Annotated in this window: 18 protein-coding genes; all 18 read left to right on the top strand. The window is 59.6% G+C overall.

The window, feature by feature from the left end; translation table 11 throughout:
- Positions 1 to 210, top strand: a 210-nt coding sequence (locus CAPSK01_RS23490; RefSeq protein ID WP_273703890.1) for a hypothetical protein, incomplete at its 5' end; no start/stop codon positions are given.
- Positions 211 to 440: 230 nt separating this feature from the next.
- The gene (locus tag CAPSK01_RS16695; protein WP_273703919.1) at positions 441 to 1,073 is read left to right on the top strand and encodes an XrtA/PEP-CTERM system exopolysaccharide export protein; all 633 of its coding nucleotides are present in this window, start codon (positions 441 to 443) and stop codon (positions 1,071 to 1,073) included.
- A gap of 79 nt (positions 1,074 to 1,152) precedes the next feature.
- Entirely contained in the window at positions 1,153 to 2,712 is a 1,560-nt protein-coding gene (locus tag CAPSK01_RS16690; RefSeq protein ID WP_034929219.1) for an XrtA system polysaccharide chain length determinant, read from the top strand.
- A 9-nt stretch (positions 2,713 to 2,721) separates the two neighbouring features.
- On the top strand, positions 2,722 to 3,681 hold the full coding sequence (locus tag CAPSK01_RS16685; protein WP_034929216.1) for an XrtA-associated tyrosine autokinase: 960 nt from the start codon (positions 2,722 to 2,724) through the stop codon (positions 3,679 to 3,681).
- 127 nt (positions 3,682 to 3,808) lie between these two features.
- Positions 3,809 to 5,326, top strand: coding sequence for a TIGR03016 family PEP-CTERM system-associated outer membrane protein (locus CAPSK01_RS16680; RefSeq protein WP_034929214.1), 1,518 nt, complete (start codon positions 3,809 to 3,811; stop codon positions 5,324 to 5,326).
- Between the two features lie 9 nt (positions 5,327 to 5,335).
- On the top strand, positions 5,336 to 6,430 hold the full coding sequence (locus tag CAPSK01_RS16675; RefSeq protein ID WP_034929211.1) for an XrtA/PEP-CTERM system-associated ATPase: 1,095 nt from the start codon (positions 5,336 to 5,338) through the stop codon (positions 6,428 to 6,430).
- Between the two features lie 12 nt (positions 6,431 to 6,442).
- Positions 6,443 to 7,615 (top strand): UDP-N-acetylglucosamine 2-epimerase (non-hydrolyzing), encoded by a 1,173-nt coding sequence (gene wecB, locus CAPSK01_RS16670; RefSeq protein ID WP_034929208.1) that lies wholly within the window; start codon positions 6,443 to 6,445, stop codon positions 7,613 to 7,615.
- A 19-nt stretch (positions 7,616 to 7,634) separates the two neighbouring features.
- Positions 7,635 to 8,501 (top strand): XrtA system polysaccharide deacetylase, encoded by an 867-nt coding sequence (locus tag CAPSK01_RS16665; protein WP_034929498.1) that lies wholly within the window; start codon positions 7,635 to 7,637, stop codon positions 8,499 to 8,501.
- Complete coding sequence (locus CAPSK01_RS16660; RefSeq protein ID WP_273703889.1) at positions 8,498 to 9,583, top strand: FemAB family XrtA/PEP-CTERM system-associated protein; 1,086 nt, start codon at positions 8,498 to 8,500, stop codon at positions 9,581 to 9,583. Before CAPSK01_RS16665 ends, CAPSK01_RS16660 begins: the two co-directional genes overlap by 4 nt.
- 30 nt (positions 9,584 to 9,613) lie before the next feature.
- A complete protein-coding gene (gene xrtA, locus CAPSK01_RS16655; protein ID WP_034929205.1) occupies positions 9,614 to 11,161 on the top strand; it encodes an exosortase A in 1,548 nt (515 codons plus the stop codon).
- A 79-nt stretch (positions 11,162 to 11,240) separates the two neighbouring features.
- Complete coding sequence (locus CAPSK01_RS16650; protein WP_034929202.1) at positions 11,241 to 12,389, top strand: TIGR03088 family PEP-CTERM/XrtA system glycosyltransferase; 1,149 nt, start codon at positions 11,241 to 11,243, stop codon at positions 12,387 to 12,389.
- Between the two features lie 149 nt (positions 12,390 to 12,538).
- The gene (locus tag CAPSK01_RS16645; RefSeq protein WP_034929199.1) at positions 12,539 to 14,482 is read left to right on the top strand and encodes an XrtA/PEP-CTERM system amidotransferase; all 1,944 of its coding nucleotides are present in this window, start codon (positions 12,539 to 12,541) and stop codon (positions 14,480 to 14,482) included.
- Entirely contained in the window at positions 14,479 to 15,690 is a 1,212-nt protein-coding gene (locus tag CAPSK01_RS16640; RefSeq protein ID WP_034929196.1) for a TIGR04063 family PEP-CTERM/XrtA system glycosyltransferase, read from the top strand. Before CAPSK01_RS16645 ends, CAPSK01_RS16640 begins: the two co-directional genes overlap by 4 nt.
- Positions 15,691 to 15,705: 15 nt before the next feature.
- Positions 15,706 to 17,631, top strand: coding sequence for an asparagine synthase (glutamine-hydrolyzing) (gene asnB, locus CAPSK01_RS16635; RefSeq protein ID WP_034929193.1), 1,926 nt, complete (start codon positions 15,706 to 15,708; stop codon positions 17,629 to 17,631).
- A complete protein-coding gene (locus CAPSK01_RS16630; RefSeq protein WP_034929191.1) occupies positions 17,628 to 18,842 on the top strand; it encodes a TIGR03087 family PEP-CTERM/XrtA system glycosyltransferase in 1,215 nt (404 codons plus the stop codon). The genes asnB and CAPSK01_RS16630 overlap by 4 nt, the downstream gene beginning before the upstream one ends.
- Complete coding sequence (locus CAPSK01_RS16625; protein ID WP_034929188.1) at positions 18,839 to 20,155, top strand: nucleotide sugar dehydrogenase; 1,317 nt, start codon at positions 18,839 to 18,841, stop codon at positions 20,153 to 20,155. The genes CAPSK01_RS16630 and CAPSK01_RS16625 overlap by 4 nt, the downstream gene beginning before the upstream one ends.
- A gap of 11 nt (positions 20,156 to 20,166) precedes the next feature.
- Complete coding sequence (locus CAPSK01_RS16620) at positions 20,167 to 21,189, top strand: transglutaminase-like domain-containing protein (RefSeq protein WP_034929185.1); 1,023 nt, start codon at positions 20,167 to 20,169, stop codon at positions 21,187 to 21,189.
- Between the two features lie 29 nt (positions 21,190 to 21,218).
- The coding region (locus tag CAPSK01_RS16615; RefSeq protein WP_034929493.1) for a glycosyltransferase family 4 protein at positions 21,219 to 22,246 on the top strand (1,028 nt) is incomplete at its 3' end.

Below are 22,246 nucleotides of genomic sequence, written 5' to 3'. Positions count from 1 at the left end.
CCTGGCGAACAAGGCAGCCGCCAGCGGCGGAAGAGCGATTCAGGGCAAGGCGACCGCGACCAGAATAATTTTACTCAGATCATTCGGCCATCCAGGTCATTCGGCGAGCAAGGCGGTGTGATCCCCCGCGCTTCATTCGCCCAGAAGCCTGATCGCTTCGGCCAAGTTCTCCATGATGAGTGGCGAAATGTGCGTTTTTTCTTTTGTTGAAGGCCTTCCAGAACGTATCCTGCGCTTGTTTGCCGCCTTGAGGCAGCGGCCAGACGACTGTCTTGAACCCGCCGGAAGCCATAACCGACCTGGACCGGGAAGTTTGAGTGTCCGGCCAATTCATCTATACTGTGGTGCATTTGACGCGACTCGTCAGAGCCGCATCATCAAGATTTGTCGTCATTCTGCCGTAAGCCGTTTCCAAGCTGGCAACTATAAAGGAGAGCATGATGGTTGCACGCCCACATGATGTGATTGGCGTTTTGTTTCGTTGGCTTTTGCTCGGGGTGCTGGGATGGCTGGTCGTTGGCTGCTCTTCGTATCCGCCAGCACCAGTTTCAGCCGCTTCGGCAGACTATCGTTATATCATTGGGCCTGGCGACAGTGTGAATATCATTGTCTGGCGCAACCCGGAACTTTCGATGTCGGTTCCTGTGCGTCCGGACGGAATGATCGCCGGGCCGCTGATCGAGGACATGCCGGCCATGGGTAAGACGCCCACGGCTCTCGGACGGGATATGGAAAAGGCGCTCGGGACCTTCATCCGGGATCCGGTCGTGACGATTGTGGTCACCGGTTTCGTAGGAACCCAGAGCGAGCAGATTCGGGTGATCGGAGAGGCTTCCAAGCCGCAGGCGCTACCCTATCGTCAGAACATGACCCTGCTCGACGTGATGATCGCGGTTGGTGGCCTGACTGATTTCGCCGATGGGAATGGTGCGTCAGTGGTGCGTGCTGGTGCCGACGGCAGCAAGCAGCAATACAGTGTTCGCCTGACCGACCTGATCCGGCGCGGAGACGTCTCGGCCAATGTGGACATGAAACCCGGCGATGTGCTGATCATTCCGCAGAGTTGGTTTTGACCGATCTGAAATCCCTGGCTTCCCTGTTGCATGACGCAACAGTGGCCCCCTTAACTGCTCCTGATAAAGTCTGAATCCGATGGATGAACTGCTTCGACAAGCGACAGCAATCCTGCGTGGAATGTGGCAGCGTCGCTGGCTGGGAATCATCGTCGCCTGGGTCGTCGGGGCGGCCAGTGTTGCGGCGGTTCTGGCCATTCCGGACAAATACGAGGCATCGGCGCGTATTTTTGTCGATACCCAATCGATTCTCCGGCCGCTGATGGCCGGCTTGGTGACCCAGCCCAACATTGATCAGCAGGTCATGATGCTGAGTCGGACCTTGATTACCCGACCCAATGTCGAAAAACTGATCCGGATGGCGGATCTTGACCTCAAGATCGAGTCGAAATCCGAGCGGGATGCGCTGGCAGAGACCCTGATGTCGTCCTTGAAAATCAACAACACGTCACGTGACAACATCTATACACTCAGCTACCGGGACGTTCAGCCGGAGCAGGCAAAGCGTGTGGTGCAGTCACTGGTCTCGATCTTTGTCGAGTCCAATCTCGGCGACTCGCGCAAGGATAGCGAGTCTGCCCGCAAGTTTCTCGACAAGGAAATCGCCGGGTACGAGAAGAAGCTTGAAGAGGCCGAGGCGCGGTTGAAGGAATTCAAATTGCGCAACCTCGCAAATGAGACCGCCGAGGGCAAGGATCATTTCAGTCGTATGAGCACGGCTGGCGCACTTCTCGAACAAAGCCGCCTCGAACTGCGCGAGGCGGAACACTCCCGCGATGCACTCAAACGCCAGCTCCTCGGTGAGGAACCGGTATTACTGCCCGAAGCCGCACAGGAACCAATTGTTGGTGTGTCAATTCCAGAAATCGACAGCCGTATAGACGCCCTCCAGCGCAATATGGACGCGATGTTGCAGCGCTTCACCGAGAAGCATCCGGACGTGGTCAGTACGCGCCGCCTGATCAAGGAACTGGAAGTGCAGAAGCAGGAGGAGATCATTGCTCGCCGCAAGTCGGCACTGGCCAATCCGACCGCTTCGGTGAATTCCAGCCCTGTGTATCAGCAACTGAAAGTTTCTCTATCCGAAACCGAGGCGAGAATCGCCGCATTGCTGACGCGCGTTGCCGAGTATCAGGCGCGCTACGATCGTTTGAAATCTGCGATCGCTCTCGTACCCCAGCTCGAAGCCGAGTTTACACAGCTCAACCGCGACTATGAGATCAACAAGAAGAACTACGAACAACTGGTGCAAAGGCGTGAATCGGCCAGCCTGGGAAGTGAGATGGACAATGCCGGGGGAGTTGATTTCCGCCTGATCGATCCGCCGCGGGCGTCGCCAAATCCGGTTGCGCCCAATCGCACCTTGTTTCTCCCGCTGACCATGCTCCTTGCGCTGGCTGCCGGAGTGGCGGTCACTTTTGCGGCCAGTCAGCTACGACCGGTGTTTTTTGATGCGCGCGCTCTCAGGGAAGCATGCGGCCTGCCGCTTCTGGGAACGGTCTCCCTGCTTGCCGACGAAGCGAGGAAAAGCCGCGAAAGGAAAGATCTGCTTCGCTTTGCCGCGGCCTGTATCTCGCTCGTGGGTGTCTATGGAGCGGGGATTCTCGTGTTCTTCCTTCTTTCCGCCCGTACTGTCTGAGGAAAACTGATGAGCCTCATTGAACAAGCGGCGAAGCGCCTGGAGCAACTGCGCAAGGCGGGGGTCGAAATACCCGGTTCGATCGCCGAGCATGAGCAGCGGCTGCCAGCCGACTTGCGCGCCGCCGCTCCTGCCCAGCCACAGACGGCCCCGGTGCAAGCGCCGGATGTTCTTTCTGCGACCACCGCGTCTGCATCTGCACATACCCCGCAGTCTCGCCGGATCGAGCTTGATCTGAATACGCTTGCGGCCACCGGTCTGATCAGCCCGGATGCGCCGCGATCCCAGCTTGCCGATCAATACCGGGTCATCAAGCGGCCCCTGATTGCCAATGCCATGGGCAAGAGCGCTACACCAATCAAGCGGGGCAACTTGATCATGGTGACCAGCGCGATTTCCGGCGAAGGCAAGACCTTTACCGCGATCAACCTGGCGATGAGCATTGCCATGGAACTGGACAACACGGTCATGTTGGTCGATGCGGATGTGCCGAAGCCCTCCGTCCTCAAGATGCTCGGTTTGCCCCCGGCGCCAGGCCTGCTCGACGTACTGACCGATGAATCGGTTGCCCTGTCGCAAGTCTTGATGAGAACCAACGTCGATAAGCTGAGCCTCCTGCCAAGTGGCACACAGCATCCGCGTGCGACCGAACTCCTGGCCAGCGAAGCCATGATCAAGCTGCTTGATGAAATGGCCAATCGTTATCCGGACCGGATCATCATTTTTGATTCGCCTCCCTTGCTGATGACTACGGAATCAAGGGTGCTGGCCAGTCATATGGGTCAGGTGGTCGTTGTGGTGAGGGCCGAACGTACGGCCCGCAGTGACGTCAAGCATGCTTTGGCAGCCATCGAATCCTGCCCGGTCAAGCTGATGCTGCTCAATCAGGCGCGCGCTGCCACCCAGGATGGCTACGGTTATGGTTATGGCTATGGCTACGGCTATGGCTATGGTTCAGATGGTTCTTGAACAGGCGGGGCGCAGAGCATGCGCTGAAAGCGAGGGCGCACGTTCAGCGCAACGCTTTCGCGACCGAAGCTCCTCTGGCCGGAGCCGCCAGGCCTCGGCATCCTTGCTTGGCTTCTCATTACTGTGCATGGGCATTCCGGCGCACGCCGAGAATTGGCGAATCACGCCGACCCTGGCCGTTACAGAAACCTTGACCGACAATGTCTTTTTGGCTGCCAGCGACAAGAAGCACAGTCTGGTGACCGCCATCACGCCGGGTATCTCGATCGATGGCAAGGGTGCTCGCGCCAGTCTGCGCCTGAGCTATACGCTGACCGGGCAATTCTACTCGCCGAGCTATTCGGATACCGATCGACTGCCTGGACAGAAGTCGGCGTCCAATAGCCACCAGAATGCGCTTACCGCGATAGGAATGCTTGAGGCGATTGAAGACTGGTTGTTCATCGAAGCCACCGGGACCATCTCGCAGCAATACCTTTCGGCGTTCGGAACCGTTTCGCCAAGCAATAGCAATGCCAACGTCAACAACAACCAGACTGAAACATCGAGTTACTCTATCTCGCCGCAGATCAAAGGTAGATTGTTTTCGTCGACCGAGTATCTCCTGAGCTACCGGGCGACGGTCACCAGTTCGCAGTCAAGCCTGGTGTCTGACACCACTGCAAGCGAGTGGCTGGGCAAGCTCAACGGTAGCACTCGCTGGTCTGCTCTTGGCTGGGCGCTTGACGGCAGTCGCTTGACCAACAACTATCAGCGCAGGGACTATGAGAACACCAAGTACCAGCTCAGCCTGTTGTATCGCTTTAATCCGCAAATCCAGGTTTCGATGTTTGGCGGGCAGGAGTCACAGAATTACGTCAGCCTGAATCAGGAGACACATACTACCCACGGTTTCGGCTTTGTTTGGACGCCTGGCCCGCGTACCGAACTCTCGGCGACCAACAACAAGCGCTTCTTCGGGAATGGCTACGACATCAAGTTCCATCATCGTATGCCCCGTTCTATGATCACCTACACGGCCAGCAGGAATATTTCGGCGCATCCGCCTGGGGTAGGGAATACCGGGCAGGGTAGCAACTACGATGCCTATTATGCAATCATCGCCGCCAATAACCCAGGGGCTTCGCCGGAAGCGATCCGGGCGCAGGTCTCGCAAGTTTTGCAAGGCAGAGGAATTCCGGCCGACGGCACGGTAGTCAATGGTTTCCTGACGAACCGTCCTTCCCTGCAGGAGTCGCAACAACTCTCCTTAGCCTTGCTCGGTGTACGCAATAGTGTGACCTTGAATGCAACCGAGAGTAAGCAACAGCCGCTGGGTCTGGTCAACGGCCTGACCGACGACTTTTCCTTGGCAAATCAGATCACGCAACGTGGATTTGGCATCATCTGGGGTCATCAGTTGTCGGGCCTGTCGTCGCTCTCGCTCTCGCTCAACCAGCAGCGCAGTATCAGTGCCAGAAATGGCCAGTCTGATACCAGGACGCAAGGGGCGTATCTGCTTCTTACCACCAGAATCTCGCCGAAGACGCAAGCGAATATCGGCGCACGCAGGGTGGTTTCCGATGGCGGGGCAATTTCCAGCGGAGGAGCCGGAGCCAGCTATACGGAAAACGCGTTGACCGGCACGCTTTCCCACAGCTTCTGAGCAAACCGCATGTACGAGTCCTTCTACGGCTTGACGAGCAAGCCTTTTCAGCTGAATCCCGACCCCACGTTCTATTTTGCGAGCAAACAGCATCGCCGTGCGATGGCCTATCTCGAATATGGCCTGAATCAGAACGAAGGCTTCATCGTCGTTACCGGCGAAGTTGGGGCGGGCAAAACAACGATCGTACGCGGCTTGCTCAACGACCTGGATATCGACAAGGTGCTGGCCGCTCAACTGGTCAGTACGCAACTCGACGCCGACGACATTTTGCGGATGGTGGCCGGTGCTTTCGGCGTCGGGACCCGGAATATGGGCAAGTCCGACATGTTGCTTGCCCTCGAGGCCTTTCTGGTCGATGTCACTCGCCAAGGCAAGCGTTGCCTGTTGATTGTCGATGAGGCACAGAATCTGACCCCGCGGGCGGTTGAAGAACTGCGCATGCTTTCGAATTTCCAGTTTGGGACACAGGCCCTGTTGCAGAGTTTCCTGATTGGCCAGCCTGAGTTCCGGAAAATCATGCAAAGCCCGCAGATGCAGCAATTGCGTCAGCGCGTGATCGCCGCCTGTCACATTGGTCCGATGGATCAGGATGAAACCCAGGCCTATATCGAGCACCGGCTCAGGTGCGCTGGATCGAAAGGTTCGCCACGCTTTGATGCCGGGGCCTTCGAGGCGCTGTTCGAGGCCAGTGGGGGGGTACCCCGACGTATCAACTCGCATTGCGATCGTCTTCTGTTGTCCGGTTTCCTCAATGGCAAGAGCGAATTCACGCGTACCGACGTCGAGGAAGTCGCAAAAGAGATCAAGGATGAGACCCAATCGGCTTCTCAGTCGCCAGCGAACCCGCTGATCGAAGCTGGCCAAGCGGCAGTCAGCCCGCAGCTGACGGACAGCAGCATTCCCGACATCGACCTGTCGCGTCTGACCCTGGACGCCAGTACGGCCGATCAGGCTGCACGGGTCATTTCGGATCTGAAAAATGGGCAGGTCGAACAGCGCTTGATACGCATCGAGCGCAGCATGTTCCGTCTTGAACGCAATAATGCCGCACTTCTTTCCCTGCTCCAGCAACTGATTGATGCCATCCGGGCAAAACCTTGAAGGGAGTAATCATTGGTTACTAATGAGGCATGGCCTGCGCAGCTGGGTCCGGTAATCTGCGTCGTCGGCGCGCGCCCGAACTTCATGAAAATGGCGCCGATTCTGCGCGCCTTCGCTATCCACCGTCCGGCGCTTCCGACGCTGTTCGTCCATACCGGCCAGCATTACGACAGGGATATGAACGACCGTCTGTTCGACGACCTGCGTCTGCCTCATCCCGACATCAACCTCGAAGTGGGGTCAGGAACCCACGCCCTGCAGACGGCGGAAGTGATGCGACGTTTCGAACCCGTGCTCGATGCGCAGCAGCCATCCTGCGTGCTGGTTGTCGGTGACGTGAATTCGACCCTGGCCTGTGCGCTGGTCTGTGCCAAGAAGGCGGTGCCGGTGGTGCATGTCGAGGCCGGATTGCGCAGCTACGATCGGGCGATGCCGGAGGAAATCAACCGTGTTCTGACCGATCAGATCGCCGACCGTCTATACACCACCGAGCGCAGCGCACACGCCAACCTGGCGCGCGAAGGGGTTGCCGAGGAACGCGTGTGTTTCGTTGGCAACGTGATGATCGATTCGCTGCTGTCGAATCGCGAGTTCGCCTGCCCCGCAGCGAAGACCCTGCAGATGGCCGGCTTCGATCCGGCGGTCGTCGACGATCCGTGCGGTTATGGTGTAGTCACCCTGCATCGCCCGTCCAACGTGGATCGTGAGGAAAACCTCGCATCCTTGCTGACCGTGTTGCGCGAAGTTTCCGACCAGGTGCCGTTGATTTTTGCCCTGCATCCACGTACGCGCGCCAACATCGATCGCTTCTCTCTGGGCGAACTGCTCGCCAGCAAACGTATTGTCCTCCTGCCGCCACAGGGTTACCTGGAGATGCTCGGCCTGCTGGCGGGTGCGAAACTTGTACTTTCCGATTCCGGTGGCTTGCAGGAGGAAACCACTGCCCTTGGGGTGCCCTGTCTGACGATTCGGGAAAACACCGAACGCCCGATTACTATCGAGCAGGGAACCAATACCCTCGTCGGCTGTGATCCTTGCGCGATTCGCAATGGAGTCAACGAAATCCTTGCCGGTGCCGGCAAGACCGGTCGTGTTCCCGAGTTCTGGGACGGTCGCGCGGCAGAGCGAATCGCCGCTGATCTCTTTCAATGGCTGATTGCTCATCATGCGCAGCGCAATCGCTAGAAACCACGAGCCACGCGAGATGCCAAACCCGCCGATTACCAACGTACTGACCATCGACGTCGAGGACTATTTCCAGGTTTCGGCGCTCGCTCCGTATATTCCGAGGAACCAGTGGGCGCAATGTGAATGCCGGGTCGAGCGGAATGTCGACAGGATTCTGCTGATGCTCGACGAGAATCAGACCAAGGCGACTTTTTTCACACTGGGGTGGATCGCCAAACGCTATCCTCATCTCGTTCGGCGCATCGTCGACGATGGCCATGAGTTGGCCAGTCACGGCTACGGTCACCAGCGTGTCAGTGATCTGACCGAAGCCACTTTTTCTGCAGACATCGAGCGGGCCAAGAAACTGTTGGAGGATATCTCGGGTCAGGAAGTCAGGGGTTACCGGGCACCAAGTTTTTCGATTGGCGAAGGCAACCTCTGGGCTTTCGACTGTCTCGAACGTGCTGGCTACCGCTACAGTTCAAGCATTTACCCGATTCGCCATGATCACTACGGAATGCCGGATGCGCCGCGCTTCGCCCACCGGGTGCGCACCGGTCTGCTGGAACTGCCGGTGACCACCGCGCGCTTCTTTGACCGCAACTGGCCAGCCAGTGGTGGTGGCTACTTCCGGCTACTGCCTTATGCGCTGTCGCGCTGGCTGCTGCAGAAGGTCAACCAGCGGGATCGTCAGCCGGCCATCTTCTATTTTCATCCCTGGGAAATCGATGCCGGGCAGCCGCGCATTGCCGGCATCAGTGCCAAGACGCGCTTTCGCCACTACGTCAATCTGCAGTACACCGAAGGGCGACTGCAGCGATTGATCGCCGATTTCAAATGGGGGCGGATGGATCAGGTGTTTCTTGATGGTCCGCTGGCGGAGTCGGTGGTGCAGCAATGAACCCCGCCATCGAGAAAGTGTCCCGTTCTGCCAACCGGGCAGGAGCACTCGGCGTCCAGCGCCTGAACTCCGACGACCCGGCTGCGCTTGCACGCTGGGATGCCTTTGTTGAAACGTGTCCGGAGGCCACCTTTTTCCACAAGTCCGGCTGGCAGACAATCCTGCGCCAGGTCTTCGGTCATCGCACACACTTTCTCTTTGCCGAGCGTGCCGGTGTGATCGAGGGTGTGCTGCCGTTGGCACAGGTGAAAAGTCTGCTCTTCGGGAACTCGCTGGTCTCCCTGCCCTTCGCGGTCTATGGCGGAGTGGCGGCCGTCAGTCCGGCAGCCGTCGAGGCGCTGGAACTGGAGGCGCAGGCGATTGCCAGAAGTCTCGGGGTCGCGCACCTGGAATTGCGGAACATTCAGCCTCGCCATCCGGAATGGCCACGCCAGGATCTCTACGTCCGCTTTCGCAAGGCCATCGCACCCGAGGTCGACGCCAATATGCTGGCCATTCCGCGCAAGCAGCGCGCGATGGTGCGCAAGGGGATCAAGAATGGTTTATACAGCGAGATTGACGCCAATCCGGGGCGATTTTTCGCGCTGTACGCCGACAACGTCCACCGTCATGGCACGCCGGCAATGCCCCGCCGCTATTTCGACGCACTGCAGCAGGTGTTCGCTGCCGACTGCGAGGTACTGACCGTCGTGGACGGGACGGGGCGTTCGCTGAGCAGTGTGCTGAGTTTTTATTTTCGCGATGAGGTGCTGCCTTATTACGCGGGCGACGCCTTGGCGGCACGCGAACTCGCGGCCAACGACTTCAAGTACTGGGAACTGATGCGCCGTTCCTGCGAGAGAGGGTTGAAGGTTTTCGATTATGGTCGCAGCAAGCAGGGCACCGGTTCTTATGCTTTCAAGAAGAACTGGGGTTTCGAGCCGCAGCCGCTGGCTTACGAGTATTGCCTGTATGGGCGCGATGCCATCCCGCAGAATAACCCGTCGAATGCCAAATACCGGCTCCTGATCGACGCCTGGCGGCGCTTGCCGATCGGGTTTGCCAATTGGCTGGGGCCGTTCATTGTGCGTCACCTGGGTTGAGGGCGGTCGATAGCCATTGGAAACAAGTTCATGAACCAAGCCCCAAGCCCGATCGCCTTTGTCCCTCATCCCGGCTGGCGGGTGGCGCTTCCCGTAGTGCTCCTGACCCTGGCGGCGATCCTGGTCATTTTTCGTGAAACTGCGCTCGCGATGGTGGAAGTCTGGATGCGTAGCGGTACCTATGCCCATGGCTTCATTGTGCCGCCGATCAGCTTGTGGCTGATCTGGCGAATGCGCGAGAAAGTCGGGGTGCTGGCGCCCAGGCATTGTTATCCGGCAGTCCTTCTGTTGGCGGCAGCCGGTTGCGCCTGGCTGCTCGGGGAGGTGGCAACGGTCAATGTGGTTCCCCAGTTTGCGCTGATCTTCATGCTGGTATTCGCCGTGCTGGCGGTGCTTGGCCCGGTCGTTGCGCGCAGCATCGCTTTCCCACTGCTGTTCCTGTTCTTCGCCGTACCTTTCGGCGACTTTACCCAACCAAAACTGATGGAATGGACTGCCAAGTTTACAGTTCTCGGTTTGCGCCTGACGGGTGTCCCCGTGTACAGCGATGGTCTGAACCTGGTGATTCCCTCGGGCCGTTGGGCGGTCGTCGAGGCTTGCAGCGGCGTTCGCTACCTGATCGCCTCGGTCACCGTGGGAACCCTGTTTGCCTATCTGACTTATCATACCCTGCGACGGCGACTGATCTTTGTCATGGTCTCGATTCTGGTGCCAATCGTTGCCAACTGGGGACGTGCCTACATGATTGTCATGCTCGGCCATTTGTCGGGTAACACCTTGGCCGTTGGCGTCGACCATCTGATTTACGGCTGGGTTTTTTTCGGTTTCGTGATCATGCTCATGTTCTGGATCGGCGCGCGCTGGCGTGAAGATGAGCTGCTGCCAGAGGCGGCAAAGGTGTTGGCGGTGGCCGGCAATGGCACGGATTCGGCAATCTGGCGGGCCGCTTGCGCGACAGTCCTGGTGGCCGCAGTCTGGCCGATTGCGAACTGGCAGGTCGAGCGCGACACCTCTCCACCACTCAGCCAGCTCGCCTCGCTCGGGCCGATCATTGGCTGGCAGAGTGTCCCGCAAGGCTTGCCCAACTGGCAGCCGCGGTTCGAGAACTACTCGGCGAGTACCCAGGCAACCTTTGAGAACGATGGCCGTGTGGCTGGACTCTTTCTCGGGTACTACCGCAACCAGGATCAGCAGCACAAAATGGTCACTTCGATGAATGTCCTGGTGACCACTGAAGATCCCGTATGGAGCAAGGTGAGTAGTGGAACGAGCGAGATTGCGATCAACCAGCAGGCACTCACGGTGCGTACCGCCCTGTTGCGTGCACACAGCAGCAGTGCGCGCCTGGTGGTCTGGCAATGGTATTGGGTCAACGGACACTGGACTGCCAGCGATGTTCTGGCCAAAGTTTACACGGCGGTGTCGCGGCTGACCGGCAGCGGGGACGATTCGGCGGTGATCGTTCTTTATGCGCTGCAGCATCAGGCGGGTGAGGCGGAAGCCACCCTCGATGCTTTTGCCCGCGCTGCAGGGCCGGTCATCGCCGTCGCGCTGCAGCAGAGCAAGGCCGCCCGATGATCGGCGGGTACGACCGGTGCTGCGCGATTTGCGGGAGTTGCGCAAGCCAGGTTTGGCTGTCCGTAGGAGTAGGGCGGGCGTGAAACAGGATACCAGACCACTGATTCTGCATGTCATTCATCACCTGCACACGGGTGGTCTGGAGAACGGCCTGGTCAATCTGATCAACCATCTGCCAGAATCCCGTTATCGTCACGCGGTGGCGTGTGTCGAGGATTTTTCGGACTTTCGCCTGCGGGTGACTCGTCCGGATACCCCGGTAATTGCACTGCACCGTTCGCGTATCGGGGTTTGGCGACTCAGACAAGGGCTCTTTCGTCTTTGCCGTCAGCTTCGGCCGACGATCGTGCATTCGCGCAACCAGTCCGGGCTCGATGCCCTGTTACCGGCCAGACTGGCGGGGGTTCCCCACTGTATTCATGGCGAGCACGGTTGGGATGTGGATGATCTGAATGGGGAAAGGGTCAAGCCCGCCTTGTTGCGCCGGATGCACTCGCCGCTGGTCGACCGCTACATCACCGTATCCAGGGATCTCAGGAACTATCTTGTGCAGCGAGTGCGCATCTCCTCCAGACGCGTCACCCAGATCATCAATGGCGTCGATACGGTGCGCTTTTGCCCGCCATCGACTCGCTCGCAGCAGCTTCTGCCGGAAGGATTCGCGGGTCCGAATGCCATGATCATTGGTACTGTCGGCCGGCTGCAGGCGGTCAAGGATCAGGAGACCCTGCTACAGGCGTTTGCCCGGCTGGTCAAGAGTGGGGGTGAGGTCGAGTCAAGGGCGCGGCTGGTCATTGTGGGAGAGGGCCCCTTGCGCGATAGCCTGTGTCGCCTTGCCGACTCCCTGGGAGTTTCAGCGCGCACCTGGTTTCCAGGAAACGTCAGCAACGTTGCCGAGGTTCTGCGTACCTTCGACCTCTTTGTGCTGCCATCCTTGGCCGAGGGTATTTCCAATACCCTCCTGGAAGCGATGGCCAGTGGTCTGCCTCTGATCGCCACCGCCACCGGCGGCAATCTGGAACTCGTTGCAGAAGGTGTCAACGGCCGACTGTTTGTGCCGGGTGACGTCGATGCCCTGACCCGCTTGCTGAACCAGTACCTCGGCGATCCCTCGATATTGAGCGCACACGGCAACAACGCGCGCGAGATGGCAGTCAGGCGTTTCAGTCTGCCAGCAATGCTGGCGAGCTACCAGGCGGTATACGAGGAATTCTGTGATCGACGCTAGCCTGTTCCGGAAATGCGCGGCAGGGCATCGGCAATTGGCAAAAGCAGATTCCGTGTTCAGGGCTCTGACCCTCACTGGCATGACGTTTTGACTAAATACCTGGGCAAGCAGCAGGTATTTTTCTGACTACGAGAAGACATAGATAAACCATGTGCGGCATAACCGGAATTTTCGATACTCGCGGTCGGCGTGACATTGATCGCGCCGTGCTCATGCGGATGAACGAGTCACAGCACCATCGTGGCCCGGACGAGGGTGGTTTGCATGTCGAACCGGGCGTTGGCCTGGGGCACCGGCGGCTCTCGATCATCGACCTGTCGACTGGCCAGCAGCCGCTCTACAACGAGGACCAGAGCGTTTGCGTGGTGTTCAACGGCGAGATCTACAATTACCAGGAACTGATCCCGGAATTGCTGGCGCTTGGACATGTTTTCCACACCCGTAGCGATACCGAGGTCATCGTGCATGCCTGGGAAGCCTGGGGCGAGGATTGCGTTCAACGTTTTCGCGGCATGTTCGCCTTTGCCCTCTGGGATCGCAACCGCGAAACACTTTTCCTGGCACGTGACCGGCTTGCGGTCAAGCCGCTCTACTATGCTCTGCTGCCGGACGGGATTCTGCTCTTCGGCTCCGAACTCAAATCCCTGCTGGCCCATGGCGCTCTGGCGCGCGACATTGATCCACTGGCGGTTGAAGAATACTTCGCGCTCGGTTATGTGGCCGAACCGAGAACCATTTTTCGTCAGGCCAGGAAACTGCCACCAGGCCACACGCTGACACTACGCCGCGGTCTTCCGATTGCACAGCCGAAAGAGTATTGGGATCTGCGCTTCAGCCTTGACAACCCGTGTTCGATGGAGGCGGCCTGTGCACAGCTCGACGACAAACTCAGCGAGTCGATTCGCCTGCGCATGATCTCGGAAGTGCCGCTCGGCGCCTTCCTTTCCGGGGGGGTCGATTCAAGCGCGGTCGTCGCGCTGATGGCGGAGCTCTCGGCTGAGCCGGTCAACACCTGTTCGATTGCCTTTGACGACCCCGCATTCAACGAAGCCGCATTCGCTCAGACGGTCGCTGACCGCTATCGAACCAACCATCACTGCGACCTGGTCGCCAGCGACGACTTCGACCTGATCGACACGCTGGCCAGGCTGTATGACGAACCCTATGCCGACAGCTCGGCGATTCCGACCTACCGGGTTTGTCAGCTGGCACGGAAACATGTCACGGTGGCCCTCTCGGGCGATGGGGGGGATGAGACTTTCGGAGGTTATCGCCGCTATCGTCTACACCTGATGGAAGAGCGCCTGCGCTCGGCGATGCCGCATAGCGTGCGCCGACCACTGTTTGGCCTGCTCGGCCGCGTCTACCCGAAAGCGGACTGGGCGCCGCGCATGTTCCGCGCCAAGACGACGTTTCAAGGCATGGGGAGAACTTCGGTGGAAGCCTATTTCCATTCCGTGTCGATCCTGCGCGGACCGATGCGCAGCGAACTTTTTACCGATCGTTTCCGCCGTGAAATCGACGGCTACAGCGCTGAAGAGGTTTTTCGCCACCATGCGGAGCGGGCGGACACCGACGATCCGCTGGCCGTGATCCAGTACCTCGATCTCAAAACCTATCTGGTCGGTGACATCAATACCAAGGTTGACCGCGCCAGCATGGCGCACTCGCTCGAGGTGCGTGAACCGCTGATGGATCATCCATTGGTCGAATGGATGGCGACGCTACCTTCTTCGCTCAAGGTGCGTGGCCAGGAAGGCAAGTTTCTGCTAAAAAAAGCGATGGAACCTCGCCTGCCACAAGACATCCTGTACCGCCCGAAAATGGGTTTTGCCGTGCCGCTGGCCCGCTGGTTCCGCGGCCCGCTCAGGGAGCGCGTTCGCCAGGCCGTGCTTGGACCACGCCTGGCAGCGACCGGCTGGTTCAATCAGGATTATCTGCGACACCTGGTCGATGCCCATCAGTCGGGGGCGAGCGACTACAGTTCGCCCTTGTGGACGGTACTGATGTTTGAAGCCTTCCTGCGCAATGTCCTGGATGCGCCGCCGACCGATCCGGTGGCCATCGTCAGCGCGGCGCAAGCACCACGATGAGCCTCCGTGTTCTGCACGTGCTTGACCATTCGTTGCCGCTGCACAGCGGCTACAGCTTTCGTACTTTGGCCATTTTGCGTGAGCAGCGCGCGCTGGGCTGGCAGACGGTGCATCTGACGACGCCCAAACAGGGTGTCGGGACAGCCCTGCAGGAAGAGGTCGATGGCTGGCTTTTTCATCGAACGCCGAGTGCCCACGGCAGCGGCCTGCTCCGTCAGATGCGATTGACGACCACCCGCCTGCAGGAGGTCGTCCGGGCCACGCGGCCGGATCTCATTCATGCCCATTCACCCGTCCTCAATGCCCTGCCCAGCCTCTGGGTCGGTCGCCGGCAGCGTCTGCCAGTGGTCTACGAGATGCGCGCTTCCTGGGAGGATGCGGCTGTCGATCATGGCACGACAAAGGAAGGCAGTCTGCGCTACCGCGTATCGCGAGGGCTGGAGAGCCTGGCACTTCGCCATGCCGATCAGGTGACGACGATTTGTGAAGGTCTGCGCGGCGATATCGCCATTCGCGGTATCCCGCCCGAGCGAATCACGGTGATTCCGAACGCCGTAGACGTCAGCCTGTTTCGCTATGGCGTCGAACCCGATGCCCGGTTGCGCTGTTCGCTGGGACTCGAAGGCGCGACAGTCGTCGGTTTTGCCGGTTCATTCTATGGTTACGAAGGCCTGGATCTGCTGATCGAGGCAGCCCGCCGGATGCTTCCCCGACAGCCGCGGCTGCGCGTGTTGCTGGTCGGTGGTGGACCGCAGGAGAGCAATCTGAAGGCACAGGTGGCCGCCGCCGGGATGCAGGAGCAGGTGATTTTCACCGGCCGGGTAGCGCACAACGAGGTGCAACGCTATTACGAACTGATCGACGTGCTGGCGTATCCGCGTTTACCGATCCGGCTGACCGAACTGGTCACGCCGCTCAAGCCACTCGAAGCCATGGCGCAGGGGCGGATGCTGGTCGCCTCTGACGTCGGCGGCCACCGCGAGTTGATCCGGCACGGCGAAACCGGTTTCCTGTTTCGTGCCGGTGATCCTGCGTCCCTCGCAGCGGCGATCGAAGACCTTCTGGCCAAACGCCCTCTGTGGCCACAGATTCGTCGGCAAGCGCGTAGCTTTGTCGAGGTCGAGCGTACCTGGGCCGACAGTGTGGCCCGCTATCGCGAGGTCTACCGTCGAGCACTCGCCCGTTATGACCGCCGTCCAACCCTTTGATCCAGAGGCTCCATTGTGTGTGGTATTCACGGTATCTATCGTTTTGACGGGCTGAGCGTCGAGCCCGGAATTCTCTCTGCAATGGGCGATCGCACGCGTCACCGCGGTCCCGATGATGAAGGCAGTCACGTCGATGGCCATTGCGGCATCGCCATGCGCAGGCTGTCGATCATCGACCTGGCGGGTGGTCACCAGCCCCTTTCGAATGCCGATGGAACGTTGTGGCTGGTGTGCAATGGCGAGATTTACAACTTCCGCGAGTTGCGCAGCGAACTGCAGGCAAAGCGCTATCATTTCAAGACCGGTTCCGATTCCGAGGTGATGTTGCACCTTTATGATGCCGAGGGTGACGACTTCATCCACCGGTTGAACGGCATGTTTGACTTTGCGCTCTGGGACGCGCGTCGGCGTCGCTTGCTGATTGGCCGCGACCGGCTCGGGGTGAAGCCGCTGTACGTGCTGCAGGACGGGCAGCAGCTTGCCTTCGCCAGTGAAGCCAAAGCCCTCCTGGCTTTGCCAGGGGTCAGTGCAGAACTCAATCGGCGGGTTGTCGCCGACTACCTGCATCTCGGCTACGTCGCCGCGCCTGACTGTATCTTCCAGGGAATTCGCAAGTTGCCGCCGGCCACGCTGCTGGCGGTCGAAGGTGGTCAGGTGCACGAATGGCGCTACTGGCGGCTGCCTGAGCGGGTTCGCCAGGATCTTTCCGAGAGTGAGTGGAGCGAATGCGTGCGGACTCAGCTTGAGGAATCTGTACGCATGCAGATGGTCAGCGATGTTCCGATCGGAGCCTTTCTCTCGGGGGGCGTCGATTCGAGCGCCGTAGTCGGTTTGATGGCCCGTCACTCGCCACAGCCGATACGCACCTATGCCATCGGTTTTGCTGGTGGCGAAGCCGAGGCGCTGTATAACGAATTGCCCTATGCGCGTCGCGTTGCCGAACTGTTTTCAACGCAGCATCGCGAGATTCTCGTTCGTCCCGACGTCGTCGCATTATTGCCGAAGCTGCTATGGCATATGGATGAGCCTTTGTCGGACACGGCATTCATCACCACCTTCCTGGTTTCGGAGTTTGCTCGCCAGGATGTCAAGGTGATCTTGTCCGGGGTCGGTGGCGATGAACTGTTCGGCGGCTACCGCCGCTACCTCGGCGGCCACTACGCCCAGCGTTATCGGCGTTTGCCCGACTGGTTGCGGCGTTCGGCCAGCTTTGCAGCCGCGCACCTGCCCGCCGACCGGCACTCCGGATTTCTCAATACGCTACGCCTGGCCAAGGGCTTCCTGGCATCCGCTGAAATGACCGCCGACGAACGCTATCGCAGCTACCTGCAGGTGCTCGATCGGCAGTCCGTCGCGGCTTTGTTGATCGACCCGAGTGGGGCGGCATCCGATTCGCTGGCACGCGCCTTTGCTGCGGCCGGTAATGCGGACGAACTCAACCGCATGTTCGCGGTCGATGCCGAAACACAACTGCCTGATGATTTGCTGCTGCTGACCGACAAGATGAGCATGGCCGTGTCGCTCGAATGCCGGGTGCCGCTGCTTGATCATGAACTCGTCGAACTGGCGGCTGCCATGCCGGCATCGATCAAGATGCGTGATGGCCGGCTCAAACATCTCTTCAAGGCGTCGCTCGCTGATTTGCTCCCCGACGACATCCTCAACCGCAAGAAGCGCGGTTTTGGCACCCCGATGGGCGCCTGGCTGAAGCGCGAACTGGCCCCCCTGCTGAGTCGATTGCTGGCGGCCGAAGTGGTGACTTCGCGGGGTCTGTTCCGCCAGTCGGCGGTCGACCAGTTGGTGGCAGCACATGCAGCCAACCGCATTGACGGCACCGACATCCTGCTGGCCCTGATGAATCTCGAGATCTGGAGCCGGATCTATCTCGATCATCGCGACCCCGGCAACGTTGCTGAAGAACTGAAAAGCTACATCGCATGAACATCCTTTACGTCTGCCACCGTTTTCCATTCCCGCCCAAGCGTGGCGGGAAGATCCGGCCCTTCAACATGATCCGGCATCTCTCGGCCAGCGGCCACCAGGTGACGGTCTGTTCGCTCGCGCGCTCGTCGCAGGAAGCCGAGGAAGGTCGCGGGATTGCACCGCACTGTGCCGCGTTCGAGATGGCACAGGTCTCGGATCCGGTACAGACTCTGCGAATGGTCGCCCGCCTTCCCGTGCCACAGCCTTCCTCGATGGGTTATTTCTATTCGGCGTCGCTGCGGCAGTGCGTGCGCCGACTGTTGAGCGCGCAGCAGTGGGACCTGATCTTTGTCCATTGCTCATCGGTCGCGCAGTACGTCGAACAGGTTCGCGATGTGCCGAAGATTCTCGACTTTGGCGACATGGATTCGCAGAAGTGGCTCGAGTATGCCAACTACAAACCCTTTCCGCTTTCCCTCGGTTATCGGCTGGAAGGCATGAAAATGCTGGCGGCTGAAAAGCGTCTGGCCAGACTGTTCGACTTATGTACGGCGACCACCCGCGCCGAGTGGGAAACACTCGAAGGCTATGGCACTGGCGTGGCGACCGACTGGTTTCCGAACGGTGTCGATAGCGAGTTTTTCTGCCCTTCCAACGAGCCTTATGACGCGGACACCATCAGCTTCATTGGCCGTATGGACTACTACCCGAATCAGGAATGCATGGCACGTTTCTGCGCGCAGATCTGGCCCTTGCTCAGGCGCTGTCGGCCGAACATCAAATTGTTGATCGTCGGTGCCGATCCATCACCAGAGATGCAAAAGCTGGGTGATCTGCCTGGCGTCACGGTTACCGGTTCGGTACCTGATGTTCGCCCGTACATTCGCAAGTCGGCGTTGATGGTGGCGCCACTCAACATTGCCCGCGGTACGCAGAACAAGATTCTCGAGGCAATGGCCATGGGTGTGCCGGTGGTGACTAGCCGGGTTGCCGCAGGTGGCGTCGACGCCGAGTCCGTGAAGCATTTCCTTGTTGCTGATACAACAGAAGAATATTCTGCAGCGATTCTGCGGATCCTGGACGATCCGGCGGAACGGCAGCGACTGGCACTGGCTGGACGGCAGCGCATGCTCAGCAACCATGCCTGGCCGAATTCGATGGGAAGACTGGACCAGATCATTGATCGCTGCATCAGGAACTTCTCGCAAAGCAAAAGGAAACTCGCATGAAAATTAGCATTTTCGGTTTGGGCTATGTCGGTGCCGTGTCTTTGGCATGTCTTTCGCGTGATGGTCACGAGGTGATCGGCGTCGATATCGATGCGACCAAACTGGAACTGATCATGGCTGGCAAGACACCGGTGGTCGAAGAGGGGATGGTCGACCTGATGGCCCTTGCTGCGGCCAGTGGTCGCGTCACCGTCACTACCGATGCGCAGCAGGCAGTGCTCGACAGTGAGGTTTCCCTGGTTTGTGTCGGAACGCCGTCAGCCCCCAACGGCAGTCAGGATCAGGGGGCGATCCTGCGTCTGGCGGCAGAGATGGGCTGTGCGATCGCGGGCAAGCGTGAGCCGCACATCGTCGTCTTTCGTTCGACGCTGGTGCCCGGTACGGTTGAGGACGTACTGCGGCCGATTATCGAAGAAAAATCCGGCAAAAAGGATGGCGAGGGCTTCTTCCTCTGCTTTCAGCCGGAGTTTCTGCGCGAAGGCTCGTCGATTCGCGATTACGACAAGCCACCGTTCACCGTCGTCGGTGCCCACCATGCCTATCCGGTCAAGCGCCTGCGCGCACTGTTTGGCAATTTGCCGTGTCGCTTCATCGAAACCTCAATTCGCTCGGCCGAGATGATGAAATATTGCTGCAACAACTTTCATGCGCTCAAGATCACCTTCGCGAATGAAACGGCACGTCTTTGCGAGGCTCTCGGCGTCGATGCCTTCGAGGTGATGGATCTGGTCTGTCAGGACACGCAGCTCAACATCTCGACGGCGTATCTCAAGCCTGGCTATGCCTTTGGCGGCTCGTGCCTGCCGAAGGATCTGCGCGCGACGACCTACCTGGCCAAGATCCACGACGTGGACATCCCGATGCTCGGTGGCATCATGCAGTCGAACCGGAATCATCTGGATCTGGCGCTGCGCAAACTGCTCGCCCTTGGCAAGCGAAAGATCGGTTTCGTCGGACTGTCGTTCAAGACCGGCACTGACGACCTGCGAGAAAGCCCGCTGGTGACGCTGGCCGAACAACTCATCGGCAAGGGGATGCAACTGGCCATTTATGATCCGGAGGTTCATCTGGCAAGCCTGCTCGGAGCCAACCGCAGCTTCATCCAGACGCATCTGCCGCATATCGGGCAGATGATGCGGCCGGAACTCGATGAGGTCATTCGAGAGTCGGAAGTGCTGGTGATCGGGCTCTCCGGGCAGGCGGTCGCGGACACTCTGGCCAGATCATGCAGTTCCGGACAGGTGCTGCTCGATCTGGTCCGACTGCCGAATCGTTCAGCGATTGCGGCCAGGGTGCTTGGTTTGTGCTGGTAGGAACAGGTCGCATGTCGGACTCCGCTCGGCGCTGGCGTCTGGGTGTCTGGGTGAGTCTGATCGTCCTGGCGGGCGCGCTGTTATCCTTGGCGCCGTACATGACGAGTTCGACCGAGGTCGTTCGTATGCGGCACGCTCTCGTCCTGGCTACTGGCGGCAACGCCGGTTTCAACTGGACCCCGGCGGAGGTGCCGGCCGACTTTCTTCTCGAGCGGGCAGCTCCCGATCCGCTATTTGTCGACGTGGTCAACCGTCTCGGACTCGCGGCGATGTCATCGGACTGGGAGCGGGCGATCGTCATCAGCCGCCATCTGCTCGGCTCAAGCCCGGTATTGCTGGGCGGCCCGATCCAGTCCGACCTGCGCGATACCTATCGGAAGATCGTCGACCAAGGGCAGGGCTATTGCGGCGACTTCACACAGGTCTTTTCCGGACTGGCGATAGCTGCCGGCATTCCGGTACGTGCCTGGGCATTCTCCTTTGACGGCTTTGGCGGCCACGGACATATCTGGCCCGAGATCTGGAACCGGCAACTTGGGCGCTGGCAACTCCTCGATGTCTTCGACAACTACTATTTTGTCGGCCCCGAGGACATTCCGCTGGCGGCGCTCGAGGTTCGTCGAGCGATGCTGGAAGATCCGACCTCGCTTCGTCTTGTCCCACTGCATCCGGGGAGGCGGCCAGGAGCGGTAATCGAAGCGAAGATGTGGGATTACTACCGTCGCGGCCTGCCGGAGTGGTATATGGTGTGGGGCAACAATGTCTTCTCGTATGACCGGTCACACTTGGTACGCCTTTTTCGGTCTTTCTCGCATTCGCTCGAGCAGCTTGTCGCCATTGTCGGAGGCGTCTATCCCGGCGTCAGAATTCTCGAGGAACCTGCCAATCGGCGGCAAGTGGAGGCCATTCACCGCGTCCGTTGTCATCTGTTGTTGGTCGGCGCACTGGTGGTTGCTGCTCTGCTGGCACTGCTGATTTCTCTCGCTGGCTGGTATCTGGCCAGACGAGGATCGTTGCGGCGGGCCGAGGGGTGACGACGATAATGGGCGCAGCAAAGCATGCGATGAACGGCGAGTCCCTGGCGCGAATCTGTGTCGTTGGGCCCTTGCCGCCCCCATCCGGTGGCATGGCGAATCAATGCGAACAACTCGTTCGTTTGCTACGGGCTGACGGCTTGGATGTCGAACTGGTACGCACCAACGCGCCCTATCGACCAGCCTGGGTGGGTCATTTGCCGGTGCTGCGCGCCGGTTTTCGTCTGCTGCCGTATCTGCTGGAGCTTTGGCAGGCGGCTGGGCGCGCGAGCGTGATGCATGTTCTTGCCAACTCCGGCTGGGCCTGGCATCTGCTTGCCGCTCCGGCGATGGTCGTCGCTCGTCTGCGCGGCACGCCGGTGATCATCAACTACCGGGGAGGGAATGCCGATACTTTCTTTGCCGGAGCGCCGCGAAACGTACTCCGCATGCTCGCCGGGGCAGCGTTGAGAGTCACCCCTTCGGCATTTCTGCAGCGGGTCTTTGCACGCCACGGGCTGACTGCCGAAGTCATTCCGAATATCGTCGATCTTTCCCGCTTCATGCCGAGCCCGCCACGGTGTTTTGGTGACGCGCCCCATCTGGTGGTCACCCGCAATCTCGAAACGATCTACGACATTCCAACAGCGATGCGAGCTTTTGCGCGGGTCAGGCCCTCATTTCCGGGCGCCCGCCTGACTGTCGCCGGCAGCGGGCCGGAGCTTGGACGCCTGCAGCAACTGACTGTTGAACTTGGTCTGCAGGACAGCGTATGCTTCGCCGGTCGCATCGACAACGCCGACATTCCAGCGCTGTACACTTCAGCGGATTGCCTGCTCAATCCGAGCACCGTCGACAACATGCCGATCTCGATTCTCGAGGCTTTCGCCAGCGGTGTGCCGGTGGTCAGCACGTCTGCGGGCGGAATCCCCGACCTGGTTGAGCAAGGAGTCAGCGGTTTGCTGGTGCCGATCGCTGACCACGAGGCGATGTCGCGAGAAGTCCTGCGCGTCCTGCAGGATGCTGGCCTGGCTATGGCTCTCAAACAGGCGGGTCTGGCACAAGCCAGAAGGTATTC

It is taken from the genome of Candidatus Accumulibacter vicinus, assembly GCF_000584955.1.
Lineage (GTDB): Bacteria > Pseudomonadota > Gammaproteobacteria > Burkholderiales > Rhodocyclaceae > Accumulibacter > Accumulibacter vicinus.
The sequence above is the reverse complement of the archived record's forward strand: the minus strand, read 5'-3'. Positions and strand labels throughout refer to the sequence as shown.

Coding starts and splice junctions, on each gene's coding strand:
- CAPSK01_RS16695 (WP_273703919.1), top strand. CDS start 441: ATGGTTGCACGCCCACATGATGTGATTGGCGTTTTGTTTCGTTGGCTT.
- CAPSK01_RS16690 (WP_034929219.1), top strand. CDS start 1,153: ATGGATGAACTGCTTCGACAAGCGACAGCAATCCTGCGTGGAATGTGG.
- CAPSK01_RS16685 (WP_034929216.1), top strand. CDS start 2,722: ATGAGCCTCATTGAACAAGCGGCGAAGCGCCTGGAGCAACTGCGCAAG.
- CAPSK01_RS16680 (WP_034929214.1), top strand. CDS start 3,809: ATGGGCATTCCGGCGCACGCCGAGAATTGGCGAATCACGCCGACCCTG.
- CAPSK01_RS16675 (WP_034929211.1), top strand. CDS start 5,336: ATGTACGAGTCCTTCTACGGCTTGACGAGCAAGCCTTTTCAGCTGAAT.
- CAPSK01_RS16665 (WP_034929498.1), top strand. CDS start 7,635: ATGCCAAACCCGCCGATTACCAACGTACTGACCATCGACGTCGAGGAC.
- CAPSK01_RS16660 (WP_273703889.1), top strand. CDS start 8,498: ATGAACCCCGCCATCGAGAAAGTGTCCCGTTCTGCCAACCGGGCAGGA.
- xrtA (WP_034929205.1), top strand. CDS start 9,614: ATGAACCAAGCCCCAAGCCCGATCGCCTTTGTCCCTCATCCCGGCTGG.
- CAPSK01_RS16645 (WP_034929199.1), top strand. CDS start 12,539: ATGTGCGGCATAACCGGAATTTTCGATACTCGCGGTCGGCGTGACATT.
- CAPSK01_RS16640 (WP_034929196.1), top strand. CDS start 14,479: ATGAGCCTCCGTGTTCTGCACGTGCTTGACCATTCGTTGCCGCTGCAC.
- CAPSK01_RS16630 (WP_034929191.1), top strand. CDS start 17,628: ATGAACATCCTTTACGTCTGCCACCGTTTTCCATTCCCGCCCAAGCGT.
- CAPSK01_RS16625 (WP_034929188.1), top strand. CDS start 18,839: ATGAAAATTAGCATTTTCGGTTTGGGCTATGTCGGTGCCGTGTCTTTG.
- CAPSK01_RS16620 (WP_034929185.1), top strand. CDS start 20,167: ATGTCGGACTCCGCTCGGCGCTGGCGTCTGGGTGTCTGGGTGAGTCTG.